18 protein-coding genes are annotated in these 17,695 nt (G+C 64.8%); 10 read left to right on the top strand and 8 right to left on the bottom strand.

The window, feature by feature from the left end; translation table 11 throughout:
* The 3 genes from QRQ56_RS19550 (at position 1) to QRQ56_RS19540 (ending at position 3,605) form a co-directional block, all read left to right on the top strand.
* Positions 1-1,095, top strand: a complete 1,095-nt coding sequence (locus QRQ56_RS19550; RefSeq protein ID WP_438742399.1) for a TniB family NTP-binding protein — start codon at positions 1-3, stop codon at positions 1,093-1,095.
* Positions 1,085-2,941 (top strand): TniQ family protein, encoded by a 1,857-nt coding sequence (locus QRQ56_RS19545; protein ID WP_438742398.1) that lies wholly within the window; start codon positions 1,085-1,087, stop codon positions 2,939-2,941. The genes QRQ56_RS19550 and QRQ56_RS19545 overlap by 11 nt, the downstream gene beginning before the upstream one ends.
* A gap of 118 nt (positions 2,942-3,059) precedes the next feature.
* Positions 3,060-3,605, top strand: coding sequence for a tetratricopeptide repeat protein (locus tag QRQ56_RS19540; protein WP_438742396.1), 546 nt, complete (start codon positions 3,060-3,062; stop codon positions 3,603-3,605).
* A gap of 343 nt (positions 3,606-3,948) precedes the next feature.
* Here QRQ56_RS19540 and QRQ56_RS19535 read toward each other — a convergent pair whose 3' ends face one another.
* The gene (locus QRQ56_RS19535; RefSeq protein ID WP_438742395.1) at positions 3,949-4,701 is read right to left on the bottom strand and encodes a carbonic anhydrase; all 753 of its coding nucleotides are present in this window, start codon (positions 4,699-4,701) and stop codon (positions 3,949-3,951) included.
* Positions 4,702-4,797: 96 nt separating this feature from the next.
* On the bottom strand, positions 4,798-5,409 hold the full coding sequence (locus QRQ56_RS19530) for a TetR/AcrR family transcriptional regulator (RefSeq protein WP_438742394.1): 612 nt from the start codon (positions 5,407-5,409) through the stop codon (positions 4,798-4,800).
* Between the two features lie 95 nt (positions 5,410-5,504).
* Between QRQ56_RS19530 and QRQ56_RS19525 the strand changes: the two genes are divergently transcribed.
* The 3 genes from QRQ56_RS19525 to QRQ56_RS19515 are packed head-to-tail and all read left to right on the top strand — an operon-like array spanning position 5,505 to position 7,223.
* Positions 5,505-5,963, top strand: coding sequence for an ester cyclase (locus QRQ56_RS19525; protein ID WP_438742393.1), 459 nt, complete (start codon positions 5,505-5,507; stop codon positions 5,961-5,963).
* Between the two features lie 56 nt (positions 5,964-6,019).
* On the top strand, positions 6,020-6,511 hold the full coding sequence (locus QRQ56_RS19520; RefSeq protein WP_438742392.1) for a DUF3237 domain-containing protein: 492 nt from the start codon (positions 6,020-6,022) through the stop codon (positions 6,509-6,511).
* A 7-nt stretch (positions 6,512-6,518) separates the two neighbouring features.
* Positions 6,519-7,223: an aquaporin gene (locus tag QRQ56_RS19515; RefSeq protein ID WP_438742390.1), complete on the top strand. Its 705-nt coding sequence runs from the start codon at positions 6,519-6,521 to the stop codon at positions 7,221-7,223.
* A 12-nt stretch (positions 7,224-7,235) separates the two neighbouring features.
* Here the strand turns inward: QRQ56_RS19515 and QRQ56_RS19510 are convergent, their stop codons facing one another.
* The gene (locus QRQ56_RS19510) at positions 7,236-7,889 is read right to left on the bottom strand and encodes a S24 family peptidase (protein WP_438743004.1); all 654 of its coding nucleotides are present in this window, start codon (positions 7,887-7,889) and stop codon (positions 7,236-7,238) included.
* A 296-nt stretch (positions 7,890-8,185) separates the two neighbouring features.
* On the opposite strand from QRQ56_RS19510, the gene QRQ56_RS19505 reads away from it, so the two are divergent.
* Positions 8,186-8,530, top strand: a complete 345-nt coding sequence (locus QRQ56_RS19505; RefSeq protein WP_438742388.1) for a DUF952 domain-containing protein — start codon at positions 8,186-8,188, stop codon at positions 8,528-8,530.
* On the top strand, positions 8,527-9,624 hold the full coding sequence (locus QRQ56_RS19500; protein ID WP_438742387.1) for a quinone-dependent dihydroorotate dehydrogenase: 1,098 nt from the start codon (positions 8,527-8,529) through the stop codon (positions 9,622-9,624). Before QRQ56_RS19505 ends, QRQ56_RS19500 begins: the two co-directional genes overlap by 4 nt.
* A 151-nt stretch (positions 9,625-9,775) precedes the next feature.
* Here the strand turns inward: QRQ56_RS19500 and QRQ56_RS19495 are convergent, their stop codons facing one another.
* From QRQ56_RS19495 to QRQ56_RS19475, 5 genes are all read right to left on the bottom strand, one after another.
* Positions 9,776-11,101, bottom strand: a complete 1,326-nt coding sequence (locus QRQ56_RS19495) for an MATE family efflux transporter (RefSeq protein WP_438742385.1) — start codon at positions 11,099-11,101, stop codon at positions 9,776-9,778.
* A 1-nt stretch (position 11,102) separates the two neighbouring features.
* Complete coding sequence (locus QRQ56_RS19490; RefSeq protein ID WP_438742383.1) at positions 11,103-11,837, bottom strand: MBL fold metallo-hydrolase; 735 nt, start codon at positions 11,835-11,837, stop codon at positions 11,103-11,105.
* A gap of 30 nt (positions 11,838-11,867) precedes the next feature.
* Positions 11,868-12,170, bottom strand: coding sequence for a DUF6460 domain-containing protein (locus tag QRQ56_RS19485; RefSeq protein ID WP_438742381.1), 303 nt, complete (start codon positions 12,168-12,170; stop codon positions 11,868-11,870).
* Between the two features lie 292 nt (positions 12,171-12,462).
* On the bottom strand, positions 12,463-14,124 hold the full coding sequence (locus QRQ56_RS19480) for an ATP-dependent DNA ligase (protein WP_438742379.1): 1,662 nt from the start codon (positions 14,122-14,124) through the stop codon (positions 12,463-12,465).
* Positions 14,121-15,158 carry a ligase-associated DNA damage response exonuclease gene (locus tag QRQ56_RS19475; RefSeq protein WP_438742377.1) on the bottom strand — a complete coding sequence of 346 codons (1,038 nt, stop codon included), beginning with the start codon at positions 15,156-15,158 and terminating at the stop codon, positions 14,121-14,123. Before QRQ56_RS19475 ends, QRQ56_RS19480 begins: the two co-directional genes overlap by 4 nt.
* Before the next feature lie 134 nt (positions 15,159-15,292).
* On the opposite strand from QRQ56_RS19475, the gene QRQ56_RS19470 reads away from it, so the two are divergent.
* The gene (locus QRQ56_RS19470; protein WP_438742375.1) at positions 15,293-16,219 is read left to right on the top strand and encodes a methyltransferase domain-containing protein; all 927 of its coding nucleotides are present in this window, start codon (positions 15,293-15,295) and stop codon (positions 16,217-16,219) included.
* Between the two features lie 115 nt (positions 16,220-16,334).
* Entirely contained in the window at positions 16,335-17,564 is a 1,230-nt protein-coding gene (locus QRQ56_RS19465) for an ABC transporter substrate-binding protein (protein WP_438742372.1), read from the top strand.
* Positions 17,565-17,695: the final 131 nt, after the last annotated feature.

Below are 17,695 nucleotides of genomic sequence, written 5' to 3'. Positions count from 1 at the left end.
ATGTCGAACAACGTCCAGCAAAACCAGGCGCTCGCGCCGCCGATCGACCGGACGGGGCCGCTCAAGGCCTTCCTGAAGCACGACGACGACCGCGTTGCGGCGATCATAGAGAAGCTGCAGGCCTGCTACATCGAATCCGAGCGCGACGAGGCCGTAAGCAATCAGATTACGCGCCTTATCCGCAACGCCCTGAAAAAGCGATATCCGAAACGCCCGGAGGGCGACGAAAACCGTCGGGCCGGAGTTGGATTCGTGGTCATCGGCGGCAGCGGCTCGGGCAAGACGGCCGCCCTTGAGCGGGCGCTGGTGGACCATCCGGCTTTTCCGGGCTACGGGGTCGCAGGCTCGGGCTGCGTTTTCGTGACTGTGTTGGTGCCTTCGCCCTGCACGCTGACACAGCTTGGTGACGCCGCGCTGGAGGCGCTCGATTACCACGCCGAAAAGCCCCTGCGGGAGAACGAGGCATGGAAGAGGGTTCGCAAGCTCCTGCGCCGTAAGCGCGTCATGTTTCTGCACTTCGACGACGTTCACAACGTCCTGCAGAATGCGCATGACCGGGAAATCAAGAAGATCCAGGCGACCCTCCGCAATCTGATGATCTCCCGCGTGTGGCCGGTGCAGCTGGTGCTGTCGGGGATCGAGGAGACCCTCCTGATCTTCCAGAAGGACCGGCAGCTCAAACGCCGGCTCAAATACGTGATGTTCGACAATCTGGTCGCTGCGGACGACGCCGCCTGGATTGGCGACGCCGTCAAGGACTTCGCCGAGGCCGCCGGCCTGAAATACGTCGAGCGGGCCGGGTCGACCATCGTCGAGCGCCTGATCCACGCGGCGGCCTACCAGTTCGGTCTCGTGTTCGAGATTCTCCTGGACGCCATCGAGGTGGCCGTGACTGCCAAGAGCAAGACCTTCTGCATCGACCACCTGATCGAGGCCTACGCCGAACGGACCGCTCAGCCCGACGAACTCAACATTTTCGCTTCCGCCGCATGGCAGACCATCGACCCCAGCATCATCTTCGAAAAGGAGAATGAGCAGGCCGAGAAGGCCAAGAAGCCGGCCAGGAAGTCGGAGGCCCGGCGCTATGACCGCTAAGCTGGATCTCGCCCCTCCCCACTGCTCCGGAGAGCCGCCCACGGCCTACGCCTCGCGTCTGGCCCGGGCGCACGAACTGTTGGCGAGGGAGCTCTGCAGCGACTTCGGAATTAAGCACTGGCAGCTGACCAACGGCGACCATGCCTCGATCGCGAAGATCGCGGCCCTCGGCGGTGTCGACGAGGCCGATCTGGCGGCGTGGGCCTTCGTCAGGACCGGCGACCACGATTTCGCCTACCGCGGCCAGGCACTCCGCCGGGAGAGCCTCGTCGTGGGGCGCCTCGACGTCTGCCCCCGGTGCCTCGTCGAGGACGCGCGGAACGCAGGCAAGGCGCCGTCTGACGTTGCCTACGTCTGCCAAGGCGAGTGGCTTCTGGACGCGGTCGACACCTGCCCGGTCCACGGCTGCGCCATGGCCACCGTGCACAAGGCGCCCGGCACCGCTTACTGCTTCGATTTCTCGGACATCCTCGCCCTCAAGGCGGCCGGGCTCGCGGAGATGGCGGACAAGGCGCCCCTGCGCGATCCGACGGGCCTGCAAGACTACGTTTTGGCCCGCCTGGACGGCCGCGACACAGGCGCGCCGTTCCTCGACGCCATGCCCCTGTTTGCGGCGATCCGGACCTGCGAGATGCTGGGGGCGGCCGCCTGCTTCGGACGCAAGGGCAAGCGCGACAACCTCGCTGGGGAAAAGCTGCGGCAGGCGCGCATCCGCGGGTTCGAGATCGCCAGCAAGGGCAAGGAGGCCATCGAGGAGCTCCTGCGGACCATGGCCATGACCCACGCGCGCCGGCGCACGACCGTCCGTGACCAGATCGTGCGCCAGGCGTTCGCCTCCATCTACAACTACCTGCACGTCAATCCGAAGCGCCCGACCTGGCGGGTGCCGGCGTTCGCGCCCCTCCGGGACGTGGTTTCCGATTTCATCAAAGCCAGCTTCCCGCTCAAGCCCGGCGACAATGTCCTCGGCGAGGTCATCACGGTGAGGAGGCTGCACTCCGTGACCTCCCTAGCCAAGGAGATCGGATGCGGCGCCGACCGCGTGAAGAAGGTCCTCCTGCTCGCCGGACTGATCGATGAGGAGCAGGCGCGGTTGGCCAATCCGAACATCGTGTTCGATGCCGCCGCCGGCGGAAGGATCGTCCGCAAAGCCGTCGCAGCGCTCTCGTACGACGAAGCCGCCAAGCGGATCGGCACCGGCCGATATCAGGTGCAGATGTTCGTGAAGGCCGGCCTTCTCGATCCGATTGCGAACGACGAGCTGGGGCTTCGGGCGACGTTCTCTCCGACCGCAGTTGATAAATTCGTCAATACCCTGCTGAAGCGCGGCCGGCACGTGACTGTCAGGGAAAATAGTCATGCGACCCTTCTGGACGCGTCCCGCAAGGTCGCGTGCTCCCAGGTCGACATCGCCAGACTGATCATCGAGGGCCGGCTGAAGTGGGTCGGCACCATGGCCGGTAAAAGCGGCTACCGATCGCTCCTCGTGGATCTGCGCGAGGTCCGCGCCTTGGTTCATGGACGAGAGGCAAGGACGATCTCGGTGTCCGAGTTTGCCGACCGGCTGGGCTTGCGGAAGCAGACGGCGCACGCCTTGGTCGCGCGCGGCTACGTCAAATCCGCTGCCATCGAACGCGCCGGCCATCGCATCGCCCGGATCCGGCCTTCGGCGGTGAAGGTCTTCCGTCAACGTTACGTGTCGCTCGGCGAACTCGCCAGAGGCCGCGGGCTGCGTTCCGCGACCATGAAAGCCAAACTCGATCGCTGGGGCATCAAACCAGCACTCCATAAGCAGGAGGTCTTCACGATTTTCTATCGGCGGGTGGACGTGCGGACTTGCGCCTAAATTCGCAGCCGCTGCTTTGAGTGGTCCTGGTTATCGATAGCCGTGAAGCTGCCGCCCACCCAAGTCTGTCAACAAAGCATCCGTTGACACTTGAAACGCGGGCGGGCTTCCTAAAGGAATGGGAGATCTCGACGCAAATCATTATGAGCGCGGCATGCAGCATGCGCGGCAATTCGAGTACGATGCCGCTATTTCAGAATTCGACAAGGCAATTGTAGCCAGCCCTGATCATGATCGAAGCTATTATGCTCGCGGGCTTGCCTGGAAGAAAAAGGGGGATCTGTACAAGGCGATTGATGATTTTGAAGTTGCTTTGCACATCAACCCGAACCTCAGGAAGGCGAAAGAGCATCGTAGGGAGGCAATGGTTCAACTGGGATCGGCAACGCATTTTGCGCGGCCTTTGGTCCGCCCGCAGATGGTCTCACACTCTCCAGAGCGGGCCTGGAGCGCGAAGAAGCCGACAGAGAGGGCGGCCCATAAAGCCTTGACTTATAGCGTTACGACGACTGCGATCGTCTGGGCGCTCTTGGCTTGCTACTGGTTCGTGCCAGGCTTCCTCCTGACTGGCATCTTCTGGTTATCGTCCTTCTCCAGCTTCTATAAAAGCTTCTTAAAGGACGAGACCGCCGACGCCGTCTGGCACGACAGAAACGCGAATTAGGCGGCCGACCGATAATTACTGGAGCCTGGCCGGCGCGTCTTCAGCGGGCGAACTATGCTTCCAGCTGCGGGCAAATCCACTTTTGCCATCTAAAAAATCTCTAACAAAATCAAGGACCGGAATTCGGCGGCTGCGGACATACTATGGGTCGGGCAGCAGCAAGGAGCGCGTGAGGCGAACTCTCGATGTCATCGTCCGCCTAGTGCGCAATTGCGCACAGGGGCGGACGATCCAGTATCCCAGAGGCCTTGGTTATAGAATCGAAACGCCGCGGCGTACTGGATTCCCCGCCTTCGCGGGGAATGACATCGAACAAGGTCGCGACGTCCCGAAGTGACGCAGCTCAGATCGACTTGAGCACGTAGCGCCTGTTGTCCTTCTGCACCGGGCGCGCGTTCATCGGATAGAGCTTGGCGAACGCGGCGACGTCGGCGGCCGAGACCTGGATCGGCGTGGTCAGCAGCAGCCATTCCACCACTTCCGAGCAGGGCGGCGTCGTCAGCGAGCCCGGATAGCGGAAATAGCTGAGCTTGGTGGGCAGCATGGCGTGCGGATCGATGCCGGCATCGGCCTTTACCGCCGGGCCTTCGGCTGCCGGCATGGTCTTGACGATCTTGCCGAACGCCGGGTTCGCCCTGCCCTCGGCCATCAGCACGCCGACCACGGCGAGCCCGCCGGCCTCGTTGCGATGGACGAAATGCGCCTCCATCGGAAAATTCTTGCCGCCGATCATGTGCTCGCTCGGCCGGTGGAAGTGCACCTGCAGCAGCTTGTACTTGACGTCGCCGAGCATCAGGGTGCTGCCTTCGGCGAAGTTGAGCTGGATGGTGTGACCGTTGTTGACGATCGTGTCAGCGCTCTTGCCCCAATTCAGCTTCAGAAGCGGCAATTGCGACTTGATCGTCCCCTCGATATCGATCGGCGATTGCTGCAGGCCGACCGCGCAGGCCTTGTTGGCCGCATCGAGATCGCCCCATTTGGCGGGGCCGCCGACGCCTTCATAACTCCAATGCGCACCTTCGGCGGCGAAAGCTGGCTTGCACAGCGGACAGAGCGCGAGGCCAGCGAGGGCCTTCAAGGCGTGACGGCGATTCATCGTATTCCCCTAAGATAAAGCTGGGCCGGTAGTATCGGCGCAACCTATGCGAGAGGGTCGGTGAGTCGCAATGGCGATCGCGGGGATCGGGAAGGCTCACGCCTTGTTGCGGAAGGTCTCCAGCACCGTCGCCACGATCTTCTGACCGTTTCGGCGCAGCTTCCTGGAATCATCCGCGTAGGGCAGCAACAGCCCGATCTTGCAGATCATCGCGTCGATCATCCGGCTGAGCAGATCGACATCCTCCGCGTTCAATTCGCCGTCGCGCTTCAGCGCCCGCAGCGTCGCGATCAGGAGCGCGGTCGGGTAGGTCTCCTCGATCTCGCGGTAACGGGGTTCGCCGAGCACGGCCTGCGCTTCCTGGATGACGACGCGCGCATAGGCCGGCTCTTCGCAGGCGTCGAGATAGGCGTCGATGCCGGCGCTGAGACGATCCCAGATCTTGCGCTCGCCCCGCGCCGCGGCTTCGATCCTGGCGGCCGCCTCGCGCTGCATGGCAACCACCACGGCGTCGAACAGCGCCTTCTTGTCCTCGAAGTGATGGTAGAACGCGCCGCGCGTGACCCGCGCCGCCCGCGAGATCGCCTCCATGCCCGCCGCCTGAAAGCCATTCGCGGCAAACGCCTCGCGTCCGGCATCGAGCAGCGCCTGCCTGGTGGCCTCGCTGTACTCTTCCCGACGGCTTTTCGGAGGATCCTTCGCCCGCATCGCGCGCAACCTAACTCTTGACGCGCCGGTATCAAACACCATACAACATACACGATGTATGTATTAGACACGTAGAATGTTTATGGGAGTAAGCGATGGACGGCATGCGCATGTTCGAGCTGGCAGAACGTCTGGCGATCGCGAAGAGCCGGCAGGATGTCCCTGCGGCGCTGCAAGTCCTGCATCCGGACATGGTGCTGGAGACGCCGGCCTTCGGTACCCGGGTGCAGGGCCTTGCCGACAACGAGCGCATCCTGACGCGCTTCTTCAAGTCGTTCCCGGATTATCACGTCACGCTCGATGGCCACGCCAATTCAGCGGATACCCTGATCTGCTGGGGCACCGCCCGGATGACGATGACAGGCGATCGCTTCGGGGGCGAGCCCAACGGGCGCCGCGCCGAGCTGCCGGTGTTCATCGCCTTCGCCTTCCGCGACGACAAGATCGCGCATGAACGCTTCGTCTTCGATCTCTCCGAGCTGTGCGCGCAATCCGGCCTCTCGACCGATGCGGTCAGGCGCAAGCTGTTCGGCGATGCGACGCAGGCGGCCTAGGTCGCCAGGGCCCTTCCATTCAGGACATCAACCAACCCAACAAGGAGAGCAGACCCATGGCCGATCCCCGCATCAAATCGCTCGGCGATCTCGCAACCCGGCATCTCTTCGACATCGTCGTCGATCTCGATCCGCGCCTCAATTTCGGCGCAGGCCCCGTCGGGCAGCGCGTGCTGTTCGGCGCGACCAAGGGATCGTTCGAAGGCCCACGCCTGCGCGGCGAGGTGCTACGGGGCGGCGGCGACTGGGCGTTGTTCCGCGCCGACGGCGCCATGACGCTCGATGTCCGCCTGTCGCTGCGGACGCATGACGGCGAGCTGATCTACATGACCTATGGCGGCCGCTGGGTGACGCCGCAGTCCCTGCGCGCCGAGATGGCCGATCCCGCAGGGCGTACCAAGGTCGATCCCGCCGGATATTATTTCCGCACCAATCCGCTGTTCGAAACGGGCTCGCAGACCTACGCCTGGGTCAACGACATCGTCTGTGTCGGCAAGGGCTATCTCGTCGAGGGCGCCGTGGCCTACAAGATCTTCGAAGTGCTGTGAGACGTCCGTGGATGCGTTGAGCGAGCTGCATCATGCCGGCGACCGCAATGACAAATCCTCACTCGCGCGGTCGCTGGTCGCGGAAGGTCTCGGCACCGCCTACCTGCTGATCGCAATCGTCGGCTCCGGCATTCTCGGCGAGAGGCTGGCAGCCGGCAATGTCGCGCTGGCCTTGCTCGCCAATGCGCTCTCGACGGGAGCCGCGCTCTATGCCCTGATCGTCTGGCTCGCGCCGTTGTCGGGCGCGCATTTCAACCCGCTGGTCTCGCTGATGCTGGCGTGTCGCGGCGATATCGCCCCGCGCGTCGCCGCATTCTACGTGCCCGCCCAACTGGCCGGCGCCGTCGCCGGCGTTGCCCTCGCGGACGCGATGTTCGACATGCCGCCCTACGCGCTGTCGTCTCATCTTCGCAGCGGTCCCTCGCAATGGCTGAGCGAATTCCTGGTCACGTTCGGCCTGATCGGAATGGTGTGGACCTGCTCACGCCTGCGGCCGTCCGCTCTTGCCGGCGCGGTCGCCGCCTATATCGGAGCCGGCTTCTGGTTCACGGCCACGGATTTTGCCAATCCCGCGGTCGCCCTGGCGCGCGCATTCACCGACACGTTTTCCGGAATTCGTCCGATCGACGTCCCCGGCTTCCTCGTTGCGGAGACGCTGGGCGCCCTGGCGGCCCTGGTGTTGTTTCGCTGGCTGGTGCCGAATTTGCGCTGACGAAGCGCCGGTTCACTGGCTCGTCCACACGATCCGCGCAATCCATGCCACGTCGCCCGCCGCCATCGTGCGCGTGGCCTGCGAGGCATCGAGCGACTGCAGCTCCAGGGCCTTCGCTGTGCGGCGCCTCAGCGTTGCGATCGTCACCTCGCCCGCCTTGCTGCGCATCACCACGCGATCGCCCTTGCGGACCGGCGCGCCCGGCGAAACCAGCACGATGTCGCCGTCGCGATAGACAGGCGCAAACGCATCGCCGGAAATCTCCAACGCAAAGGTGCGGCTGTCCTCGGTGGTGGGAAGCGCGGTTTCGGTCCAGCCCTTTCCCGAAGGAAGCCCGGCCGCGTCGAAGGCACCGCTCGCGCCAGCCAGCGCGAAGTCGAGCAGCGGGACCGAGTGGCCGTCGCCGGCGTCATCCTCGATCAGCCGCGCAAAGCTCTCGATCGAGGAATCGGCGGCGGCGAGCGCCTTTGCGATCGATTCGGTCGAGGGCCAGCGCTCGCGGCCGTCCGAGGTGACGCGCTTGGACCTGTTGAAGGTGGTGGGATCGAGACCGGCGCGCTTGGCAAGGCCGGACGGCGACAGACCGGCGCGCGCCGCCAGCCGATCCAGTGCGACCCAGATCTGGTCGTGTGTGAGTATCCTCTGCGCTTTGGCCTGTCTGACCATCATGGTCCAGCCCGTCGCAACCCAGGAAAACTGTCCTCAAATCAACCGGTTTTCCGTTTTTCGCGCAAGGGGCGGCGACCGAAAGCCCCTTCAAGAGATGCGGCAGCCGGTTCGCGGGCGGAAAACACGCCAAAATGCCAATCCTCCCGGCCCCCTTCGGATTTCATCGGGCCGTAAATGGCTCTGGGTCTTGAGTTCGGCAGGGGCGGCCTTTACGGTCGCGCCGGGGTTTTTAAGGCCCCGCACGAGACGAAAAAACCCAAAAGACTCAAAGAGCAAACAGGGCTGCGCAAGCGGTGGTCAAGATCTACAAAATCTGTCCGGCCTCGGCCTGGCGTGAGGCGGAACGGCAGGGTGTCTACCTCGGCAGCGCGGACGATGCGCGCGACGGTTTCATCCATTTTTCCACCGCCGCCCAGGTTCCCGAGACGCTGCGCAAGCACTATTTCGGACAGCGCGCGCTGTTCCTGGTCGAGGTCGACGGCGATGCGCTCGGCAGCGAACTGCGCTGGGAGCGCTCGCGTAACGACGAGCTGTTTCCACATCTCTATGGCGAGCTCGACCTCGGCGCCGTCCTATCGGTGATGAACCTCAGCATCCGCTCCGACGGCGGCCACGATGTTCCGGAGCTTGCGCCGTGATCCGCGCTTTCGACGCTTTCTCGCTGCCGGTGCTGCGCTGGCTCGATCCGGAAGACGCGCATCGCCTGGCGATCCAGGGCCTGCGCTTCCTGCCGCCGATCAAGCCGCGCGTGGACGACCCCAAGCTCGCGATGCGCGCCTTCGGGCTCAACTTCCCCAACCCGATCGGCATGGCCGCGGGCTTCGACAAGAGCGCGGAGGTGCCGGACGCGCTGCTGCGGCTCGGCTTCGGCTTCGTCGAGATCGGCTCGGTGACGCCGAAGCCGCAAACCGGCAACCCCAGGCCGCGGCTGTTCCGGCTGGAGCGCGACGAAGCCATCATCAACCGCATGGGCTTCAACAATGACGGCGCGGACGCCGCGCTGCGCCGGCTTGCCGCGCGCGCGCAGCACGGCGGCATCGTCGGCGTCAATGTCGGCGCCAACAAGGATTCGCCGGACCGCGTCGCCGATTACGTCAAGCTGATCGAGACCTTCGCGCCGGTCGCGAGCTATTTCACCGTCAACGTCTCCTCGCCGAACACGCCGGGCCTGCGCAATCTGCAGGAAGGCGCGCTACTCGACGAGCTGCTTGCGCGCGTGATCGACGCGCGCGAGCGCGTCAGGCAGAAGGCCGGCGACACGCCGGTGCTGCTCAAGATCGCGCCGGATCTCAGCCTCGCCCAGCTCGACGACGTCGTGCAGGTCGCCCGTTCGCGCAAGGTCGACGGCATGATCGTCTCGAACACGACGATCGCGCGGCCGAGCACGCTGCGTGAGGCAATGCGCGCCAAGGAGCAAGGCGGCCTGTCCGGGCGGCCGCTGTTCCGCCTGTCGACGCGGATGGTCGCGGAGACCTATGTGCGTGTCGAGGGCGCGTTCCCGCTGATCGGCGTCGGCGGTGTGGATTCCGGCGGCGCCGCGCTGACAAAGATCCGCGCCGGCGCGAGCCTGATCCAGCTCTATTCGTCACTGGTCTACAAGGGCCTCGGCCTCGTCGACGAGATCAAGCGCGACCTCACCTCGACGCTGCTCCGCACCGGGCGCGATTCGCTGTCCGAGATCGTCGGCGCCGATGCCGCAACACTGACGGCGGAAGACTGGCCGGGGATGTGAGGCACTCTCGTACCCCGGACGCAGCGCAGCGTGCCGTCTTCGGCGTGGTGCGCTGCAGAGCCGGGGCCTATGTGGCAGCGAGTTCGAGGAGAGATGGGTCCCGGCTCTGCGCAGCAGCGTTTCACGCTGCAGCGCGTCCGGGACACGCGTGTCATAGCTTCGAAAACGTCGCCCTGAACTGCGCCGGATACCTCGCGGCCTGCAAGCCGCCGCGCGAGACATAAGAGGCCAGCAGCGCCCACCACAGTCCGGCATTGCCGAACGATTGCAGCGCCCACCAGGTGCCGAGGAAGATCACTAGCGAGGCCAGCATCAGGTTGCGCATCTCGCGCGCCCAGGTCGCGCCGATATAGATGCCGTCGAAGCCGAAGGCGAACACGCCGGGGATGGGTGCGAGCACGACGAAAGGAAGGAATTCGCGCGCGGCACGACGGACCTCGTCGCTCGTCGTCATGAAATCGATCAGCGCCGGGCCGAACAGCGCGAATAGCACGGCGACGACGACCGCAAAGCCGAGCCCCCACAACAGCACCAGCCGGGTCGACGCGGCAAAGCCTTTCGGGTCGCGCGCGCCGAGCGTGCGGCCGCAGAGCTGCTGGGCGGCATTGGCGAGACCGTCGAGGAAGAAGGCGCTGATCAGCAGGAAATTGTTGAGGACGGAGTTGGCGGCCAGCGTGACGTCGCCGGCCTGCGCGCCCTTGGCGGTGAAGAACAGGAACACGGCGATCAGTGCCGCGGTGCGGATCATGATGTCGGAATTCACCGCCAGCAGCCGCAGCAGCTTGTCGCGGTCGAGCAGCTTCGCATACGGCACGGCGAAGCCGGCATCGGCATAGTGCCGGCAGACGATCACGCCGAGGGCAAGTCCGACCGCTTCCGACAGCAGCGCGGCGATCGCCGCACCGGCGATGCCGGTATCGTAGACCAGCACCAAGAGGATCGTCGCTACCATGTTGACGAGGTTGATGACGACCTGAAGCAGCAGCGCCGAATTGGCGCGGGCGAGGCCGATCAGCCAGCCGAGGATGACGTAATTGGCGAGCGCGAACGGAGACGACCAGATCCGGATCTTGAAATAGGTCTTCGCGGCCCGCGTCACGCCTTCGCTGCCGCCCATGAGGTCGAGCAGGAGCGCGGCCAGCGGCAATTGCAGGACGATCAGCGCGGCGCCGATCAGGCCGGCAACGATGAAGCCTCGCGCCAGGATCGCGGCCGGCTCGCGCGTATCGCCTGCGCCGAGCGCCTGCGCGGTGAAGGCGAGCGTGCTCATGCGCAGGAAACCGAACAGCCAGAACAGGCAGTCGAACAGCACGGAGGCCATCGCGACCCCGCCGAGCAGCGCGGCATCGTCCAGCCGCCCGATCGCCGTGGTCGAGACCACGCCGATCAGCGGCGTCGTCAGATTCGCGACCATCGCCGGACCGGCGATGGCGAACACCTGGCGGGAGCTGATCTCGAGGGGGGCAGGCGCGTGCATGTCAGAATACGAGGACCATGCCGTCTTCGGCGGCGAGATGCGCAATATCATCCAGCCGCGACAGCACGTCGTCACTCATATGGGTGAGGACGAGGCGTTTTGCACCGATGTCAGGCAAGTGCTGTTCCAGGGTCTTCAGGCTGAGATGGTTCTTGACCACCTTCTCGTACATGTAGGCTTCCGCGATGAAAAGGTCCGCGCCATGCGCCAGTGGAATGAGCGTCTCCGTCCATTCGGTGTCGGCGCTGTAGGCGAGCGTGCGGCCCTCGGCCTCGACGCGGTAGGCGAGGAAGGGGCCACCGGATTCGCCGTGGACGACGGAATAGGGCGTGACCGTGACGACACCGAAGGTGCGGCTTTGCTCGGGCGCGAGCTCGACGACGCTGAGATCGAAGCGCTGTTTGGTTTTCGAGGAATGCTCGAACAGGACCTCCATCACCTCACGCAAACGTCTCTCGATGCCTTGCGGACCTGCGATCGTCAGCGGCTTGGTCCGCCGCGAAAACTGCGCATCGAGCAGGACGAAGGGAAGGCCGGCAAAATGATCGCCGTGGAAATGCGTGATCAGGATCAGGTCGATCTCGTCGCGCTCGATCTCGAGCCGCTTCAACGCCGGCAGCGCCGACGCGCCGCAATCGATCAGGAAATTGGCCGCGCGGCCTGAGACGTGAAAACAGGTGTTGAGCCTGCCGCCGGATCCGAAGGCGTCGCCGCAGCCGACAAAGCGCAATTGCATCGGCTGCGGCTCCTTAACCTTTGAGCTGAACTAGCGGCGCGGCGTGCCGAACACGCGCGACAGCAGCCAGATCGGGATCACGATGACAGCGCCGAGCAGGAAGTAGCGCCACAGCCAGTTGACGGTATCGAAGCCGAGATCCCACAGGTGCTGGAACAAGAGGCGGATGCTGGTGAGGATGTTCCAGGGATCGAATCCGATCGCCGCGAGCACGACACCGACCAGGATGGAGAGCAGGACCAGGCGAAACGCGACCGCCAGCGGCGAGCCGCCGAGAAAGCGGTGCAGGCCATCACTGCGGCCGGCCGGCAAATCTCTGACGTCTTGGACCATCTCAAGCTCCTTGGGCGAATTCAGCCCCCATTATAGGGCACGGCGAGGCACATGGGGAACCCGCAACCGGGCGTCAATCGGGTTACGGGAGTTTAATTCGGGCAAAGCGCACCGGGCTTTGATTTGGACAAACTGCCGACCGCGGGCTCCGACCTCTCCCGCTTGCGGGAGAGGTCGCGCCGAAGGCGCGGGTGAGGGCTTTCTCCTCTGGGGGAGTCCCACCGCGGAGACAGCCCTCTCCCCAACCCTCCCCCGCAAGTGGGGGAGGGAGCGCGCCGCCGTCGTGGCGAGATCACGCCTCGATCTCCGCCGCCTCCCCCTTCAACATCCGCTCCAGCGTCTCCAGCCTGTCCGCCTCGCGCGGCGGCTTGTCCCAGCGTAGGCGGCTGATGCGGGGGAAGCGCATGGCCACACCGGATTTGTGCCGCGGCGAGCGCTGGAGGCCCTCGAAGGCAACCTCCAGCACCAGCCCCTGCTCCGGCTCGTGCACGACATGGCGGACGGGACCGAACTTTTCCGTGGTGTTGCGGCGGACGAAGCGGTCGATCTGCAGCAGCTCCTCGTCGGTGAAGCCAAAATAGGCCTTGCCGACCGGCACCAGCTCGTCACCACCCTCCCCTGAGGTCCAGACGCCGAACGTGTAATCGGAATAGTAGGACGAGCGCTTGCCGTGGCCACGCTGCGCGTACATCAGCACGGCATCGATGATGTGCGGATCGCGCTTCCACTTCCACCACTGCCCCTTCGGACGCCCCGGCAAATAAGGCGCATCGCGCCGCTTCAGCATGACGCCCTCGACAGCGTCCGCATCCTCGCCGGCGCCGGCACTTGCGGGATCGGCGCGCGCGGCCGTCAGAGCTTCCCAGCTTGCGAAAGGCACCGTCGGCGACAGGTCGATGCGGGGATCGCCGAGCTTGCCGATGAACGTCTCCAGCCGCTCGCGCCGCTCGGCGAACGGCAGCTCGCGCAGATCGTTCTCGTCGTCGCCGAGCAGGTCATAGGCGCGCAGGTGGATCGGAAATTCCTTGATCAGCTTTGGCGAGACGACCTTGCGGTTGAGCCGCTGCTGCAGGACGTTGAAGCTCTGCACGCGGCCCTCGCGCAAAATCAGCAGCTCGCCGTCGATGGCGCCCGGCAGATGCAGCGAGGGCAGGAGATCCGGAAAGCTTCCCGTGATGTCCTCGCCGGTGCGCGAATAGAGCCGCGCAATGATGTGGCCGCGCTCGTCGCGCCCGGCAACGGCCTGCACGCGGATGCCGTCCCATTTCCACTCGGCGATGTAGTCGGCGGGATCGAGCGCGGCGAAATCGCTGTCCTCGATCGCATGCGCCAGCATCACCGGGCGGAACGGCGCGGGATCGCGATTGACCGGCTTGTCGCCGCGTCCTTCGAGCCAGGCGAACAGATCGAGATAAGGCGGCGAGAGGCCAGGCCAGATCAGCTCGACCTCGTGCGGGTCCTTGTCGCCGAGCGCCGCAGCCGCGGTCTTGGCGAGGCGCGCCGAGATGCCGATGCGAAGCGCGCCGGTGACGAGCTTCAGCAGCGCCCAGCGCCCGGTCTCGTCCAGCTCGTCGAGCCAGCGCTCGAGCTGCTTTGGCAATTCGGTCTTGCCGAGCGTGCGCAGCGTGGTGACAACCTCGGTGAGGGTGGGAGGCGGCGGGTTGTTGTGAGCGGCAAGCTCGGTCTTCGGCCACATCAGGGCGACCGTCTCCGAGAGATCGCCGACATAGTCGTAGCTCAGTCCGAACAGCACCTCGTCGGTACGCGACGCGATGAGATTGCGGATCAGCGCCGGCTTGGCATGCTTGAAGCTGAGAGCGCCAGTCAATGCTGCCAGCGCGTAGCCGCGATCGGGGTCGCCGACCTCGCGAAAATAGCCGGTGAGCAGGCGCAGCTTGTTGTTGCGGCCGGGCTCGTAGGCAAGACGGTCCAGAAGTTCGGCGAAACGATTCATGCCTCGGCCTCGCCGGCGGCCGGCGTCTCGGTCTCCTCCTCGTCGCCATAACCGACGAGATCGAGCGGCTGCGCTTTCAAGCCCTTGCTCCGGCACCAATGCACCAACGCATCTTCCTGGCCGTGCGTGACCCAGATTTCGCCGGCACCGGTCGCGCCGATCGTGGCGGTGAGGCCGTCCCAGTCGGCATGGTCTGAGATCACCAGCGGCAGCTCGATGCCGCGCTGTCGCGCGCGGGCGCGCACGCGCATCCAGCCCGAAGCGAAGGCGGTGACGGGATCGGGAAAGCGGCGCGTCCACACGTCCGACGTGGCCGAGGGCGGCGCCAGCGTGATGGTGCCGGCAAGCGCCGCCTTCTTGACGCCCTTCACCGGCCTGAGCTCGCCGAGATCGATGCCGCGGCTCTGATAATATTCGGTGATCTTCTCCATCGCGCCATGCAAATAGATCGGCGCGTCGTAGCCGGCCTGCCGCAGCAGCTTGATCACGCGCTGGGCCTTGCCGAGCGAATAGGCCCCGACCAGATGCGCGCGCTCGGGAAACAGCGCGACGGATGCAAGCAGCTTCTTGACCTCGTCGGCGGCATCGCCATGCCGGAACACCGGCAGGCCGAACGTCGCCTCGGTGATGAAGACGTCGCAGGGCACCAGTTCGAATGGCGTGCAGGTCGGATCAGGCGCATCCTTGTAATCGCCGGAGGCGACGATGCAGGTGTCCTCGCAAGTGACCGCGACCTGCGCCGAACCGAGCACATGGCCTGCGGGGTGAAACTTCACGCGGACGTCACCGAGCCGGATCTCCTCACCGTAGCGGATGACTTGCGTCGAGCCGGCAAAGTTCTCGCCATAGCGCAGCCGCATCATGTCCAGCGTTTCCTGCGTCGCCAGCACCGCGCCATGGCCGGCGCGGGCATGGTCGGAATGGCCGTGGGTAATCACGGCCCGCTCGACGGGACGGACGGGATCGATATGGAAGCCGCCGGGCTTGCAGCACAGGCCGGCAGCAGCTGGCAACAGGATGTCTTGCGGACGCATGATTGGTATATAGGTTGCAAGCGCTCCAAATTAAGCTGTCATGCGCGGGCTTGACCCGCGCATCCATCCTCTTAAAGAGTTCCTTTTTTGATGCATTGCGGGGTCAAGCCCGGCGATGACAATCGGTTCCTCCAATGCCACTGCGCCTATTCCAGACCTCCGGCGACCTCAGGGCCGACCGCCGCTTCGAGTTCGCGCGCGACCTCCAGCTCAAGGGCGATTTGCCCGCCGCCGCCGACCTGCTGGAGCAGGCGCTCGAGCTCGCGCCCAATTTCACATCAGCGTGGTTCACGCTCGGCGAACTCCGCGAGGAACTCGGCGAGCGCGACAAGGCCATCGCCGCATTCCGGAAAGCGCGCGAGACCGACCCGGAGGACCAGCACGGCGCCAGCCTGCATTTGATACGGCTGGGCGACGAGCAACTCTCCGAGATGCCGAAGGCCTATGTGCAGGCCCTGTTCGATCAATATGCGCCGCATTTCGAGGATGTGCTCGTCAACGATCTCGACTATCGCGCGCCGTCCCTCATCTTCAAGGCGGTGATCGCCGCGCGCGTCGCCGCCAGGAAGCCCGCTCTGTTCAAGCACGCCATCGATCTCGGCTGCGGCACCGGGCTTGCGGCGGGCGCCTTCGCCAGGCAGGTCGATCGTTTCACGGGGATCGATCTCTCCCCCGGCATGATCAAGGAGGCGCGCGCGACGGGCCTTTATGCCGAGCTCGAAATCGCCGACATGATCGAGGGCTTGCAAGGCAAGCCCCAGGGAAGCGCAAACCTGATCGTGGCAGCGGATGCGTTTGTGTATCTGTCGGATCTCGCGTCGGTGCTGACGGAAGCAAGGCGCGTGCTTGCACCGGGAGGCGTGCTTGCTTTCACGCTCGAGACGCACGATGGCAGCGGCATCATTCTCGGAGCAGGCCTGCGCTATGCCCATGCAGCGGAATATGTGCGGAGCGCGCTCGTCAGGACCGGATTGAAGCTCCTGACGTTGCAGGCAGCGTCCCCGCGCATCGAGAACAACGAGCCGGTGCGCGGCCTCGTCGTCGTCGCCGAGAAAACTTGAGTCTAGGCGCTAACGTCCTGACATTTAAGCGTCATTGCGTCGCAAAGCCGCGACTTCCCACTTGCGAGCCGTGCTGCGATGCCAGCACAATGCGCGCGCCAGGGAGAAACAAATAATGACGAAGAATCCATCGCGGCGCGATTTCAGCGCCGCCGCGCTCGCCACCATCGCCGCATCCACATTGCCCGCGCCCTATGTCTGGGCCGCGGAGAAAAAATACGATGCGGGCGCCAGCGACACCGAGATCAAGATCGGCCAGACCGTGCCGCATTCCGGTCCCGGCTCGCTCTATGGCGTGCTCGGGCGCATCGGCGAAGCCTATTTCCAGATGCTGAACGAGAAGGGCGGCATCAACGGACGCAAGATCAAGTTCCTGACCATGGACGACGCCTACAGCGCGCCGAAATGCGTCGAGGCGACACGGCGCCTGGTCGAGCAGGAGGAAGTGCTCGCGCTCTACGGCTCGCTCGGCACCGCGCCGCAGACGTCCGTGCACAAATACCTGAACTCCAAGGGCGTGCCGCAGCTCTTGCTCAACACCGGCGCGTCGAAATGGAATAACCCGAAAGAGTTCAAATGGACGATGGCGGGCCTGCCGCTGTATCCGACCGAGGCGCGCATCCTGGCGCGGCACGTCGTTGCCACCAAGCCGAATGCCAAGGTCGGCATCCTCTATCAGAACGACGATTTCGGCCGCGACTTCCTAGGTCCCTTCAAGAAGGTGCTGGCCGACGCGGGCGGCACCGCATCCGTCATCATGGAGCAGACCTACGATCTCACCGATCCCACGGTCGATTCCCAGCTGATCAATCTCTCGAAATCCGGCGCCGATGTCTTCTATAACATCACCACCGGCAAGGCGACGTCGCAGTCGATCCGCAAGGTCGCCGAGCTCGGCTGGAAGCCGCTGCAGCTGTTGTCGGCGGGCTCGACCGGTCGCTCGATCCTCAATGCTGCCGGCCTCGAGAACGCCACCGGCATCGTCGCCATCCGCTACAACAAGGAGGTCGGCCTGCCCAAATGGGAGAAGGACCCCGACGTGATGGCGTTCGAGGAGCTGCGCAAGAAATACACGCCGGCGATTGATCAAGACAACACCATCGCCTTTGCCGGCTACGGCCAGGCGGTGACCATGGGCGAGATCCTGCGCCGCTGCGGCGACGATCTCACCCGCGCCAACGTGCTGAAGCAGGCGTCGAACCTCAAGGGCTTCCACTCGCCCTATTTCCTCGACGGCGTCACCTACGACTACACGCCCGACGACTACACGCCGATGAAGACGCTGTTCATCTCGACCTTCAGCGGCAAGGACTGGGACATCTCCGACAAGCCGATGTCGGAGTAGTCCGGCGGCGCGAGGCGGCGCCGCCGCCTCTTCCCTTCTCCCCTTGTGGGAGAAGGTGGCGCGCTGTCCAGACCGGATAGATAGGTAACAAAGTAGACCGGATGGATGGGTGACAGTTCTCTGTCGGCTGG

The organism is Bradyrhizobium sp. U531, assembly GCF_051710265.1.
GTDB lineage: Bacteria > Pseudomonadota > Alphaproteobacteria > Rhizobiales > Xanthobacteraceae > Bradyrhizobium.
Note: the sequence above shows the minus strand (reverse complement) of the source record. Positions and strands in the feature narration are given on the sequence as shown.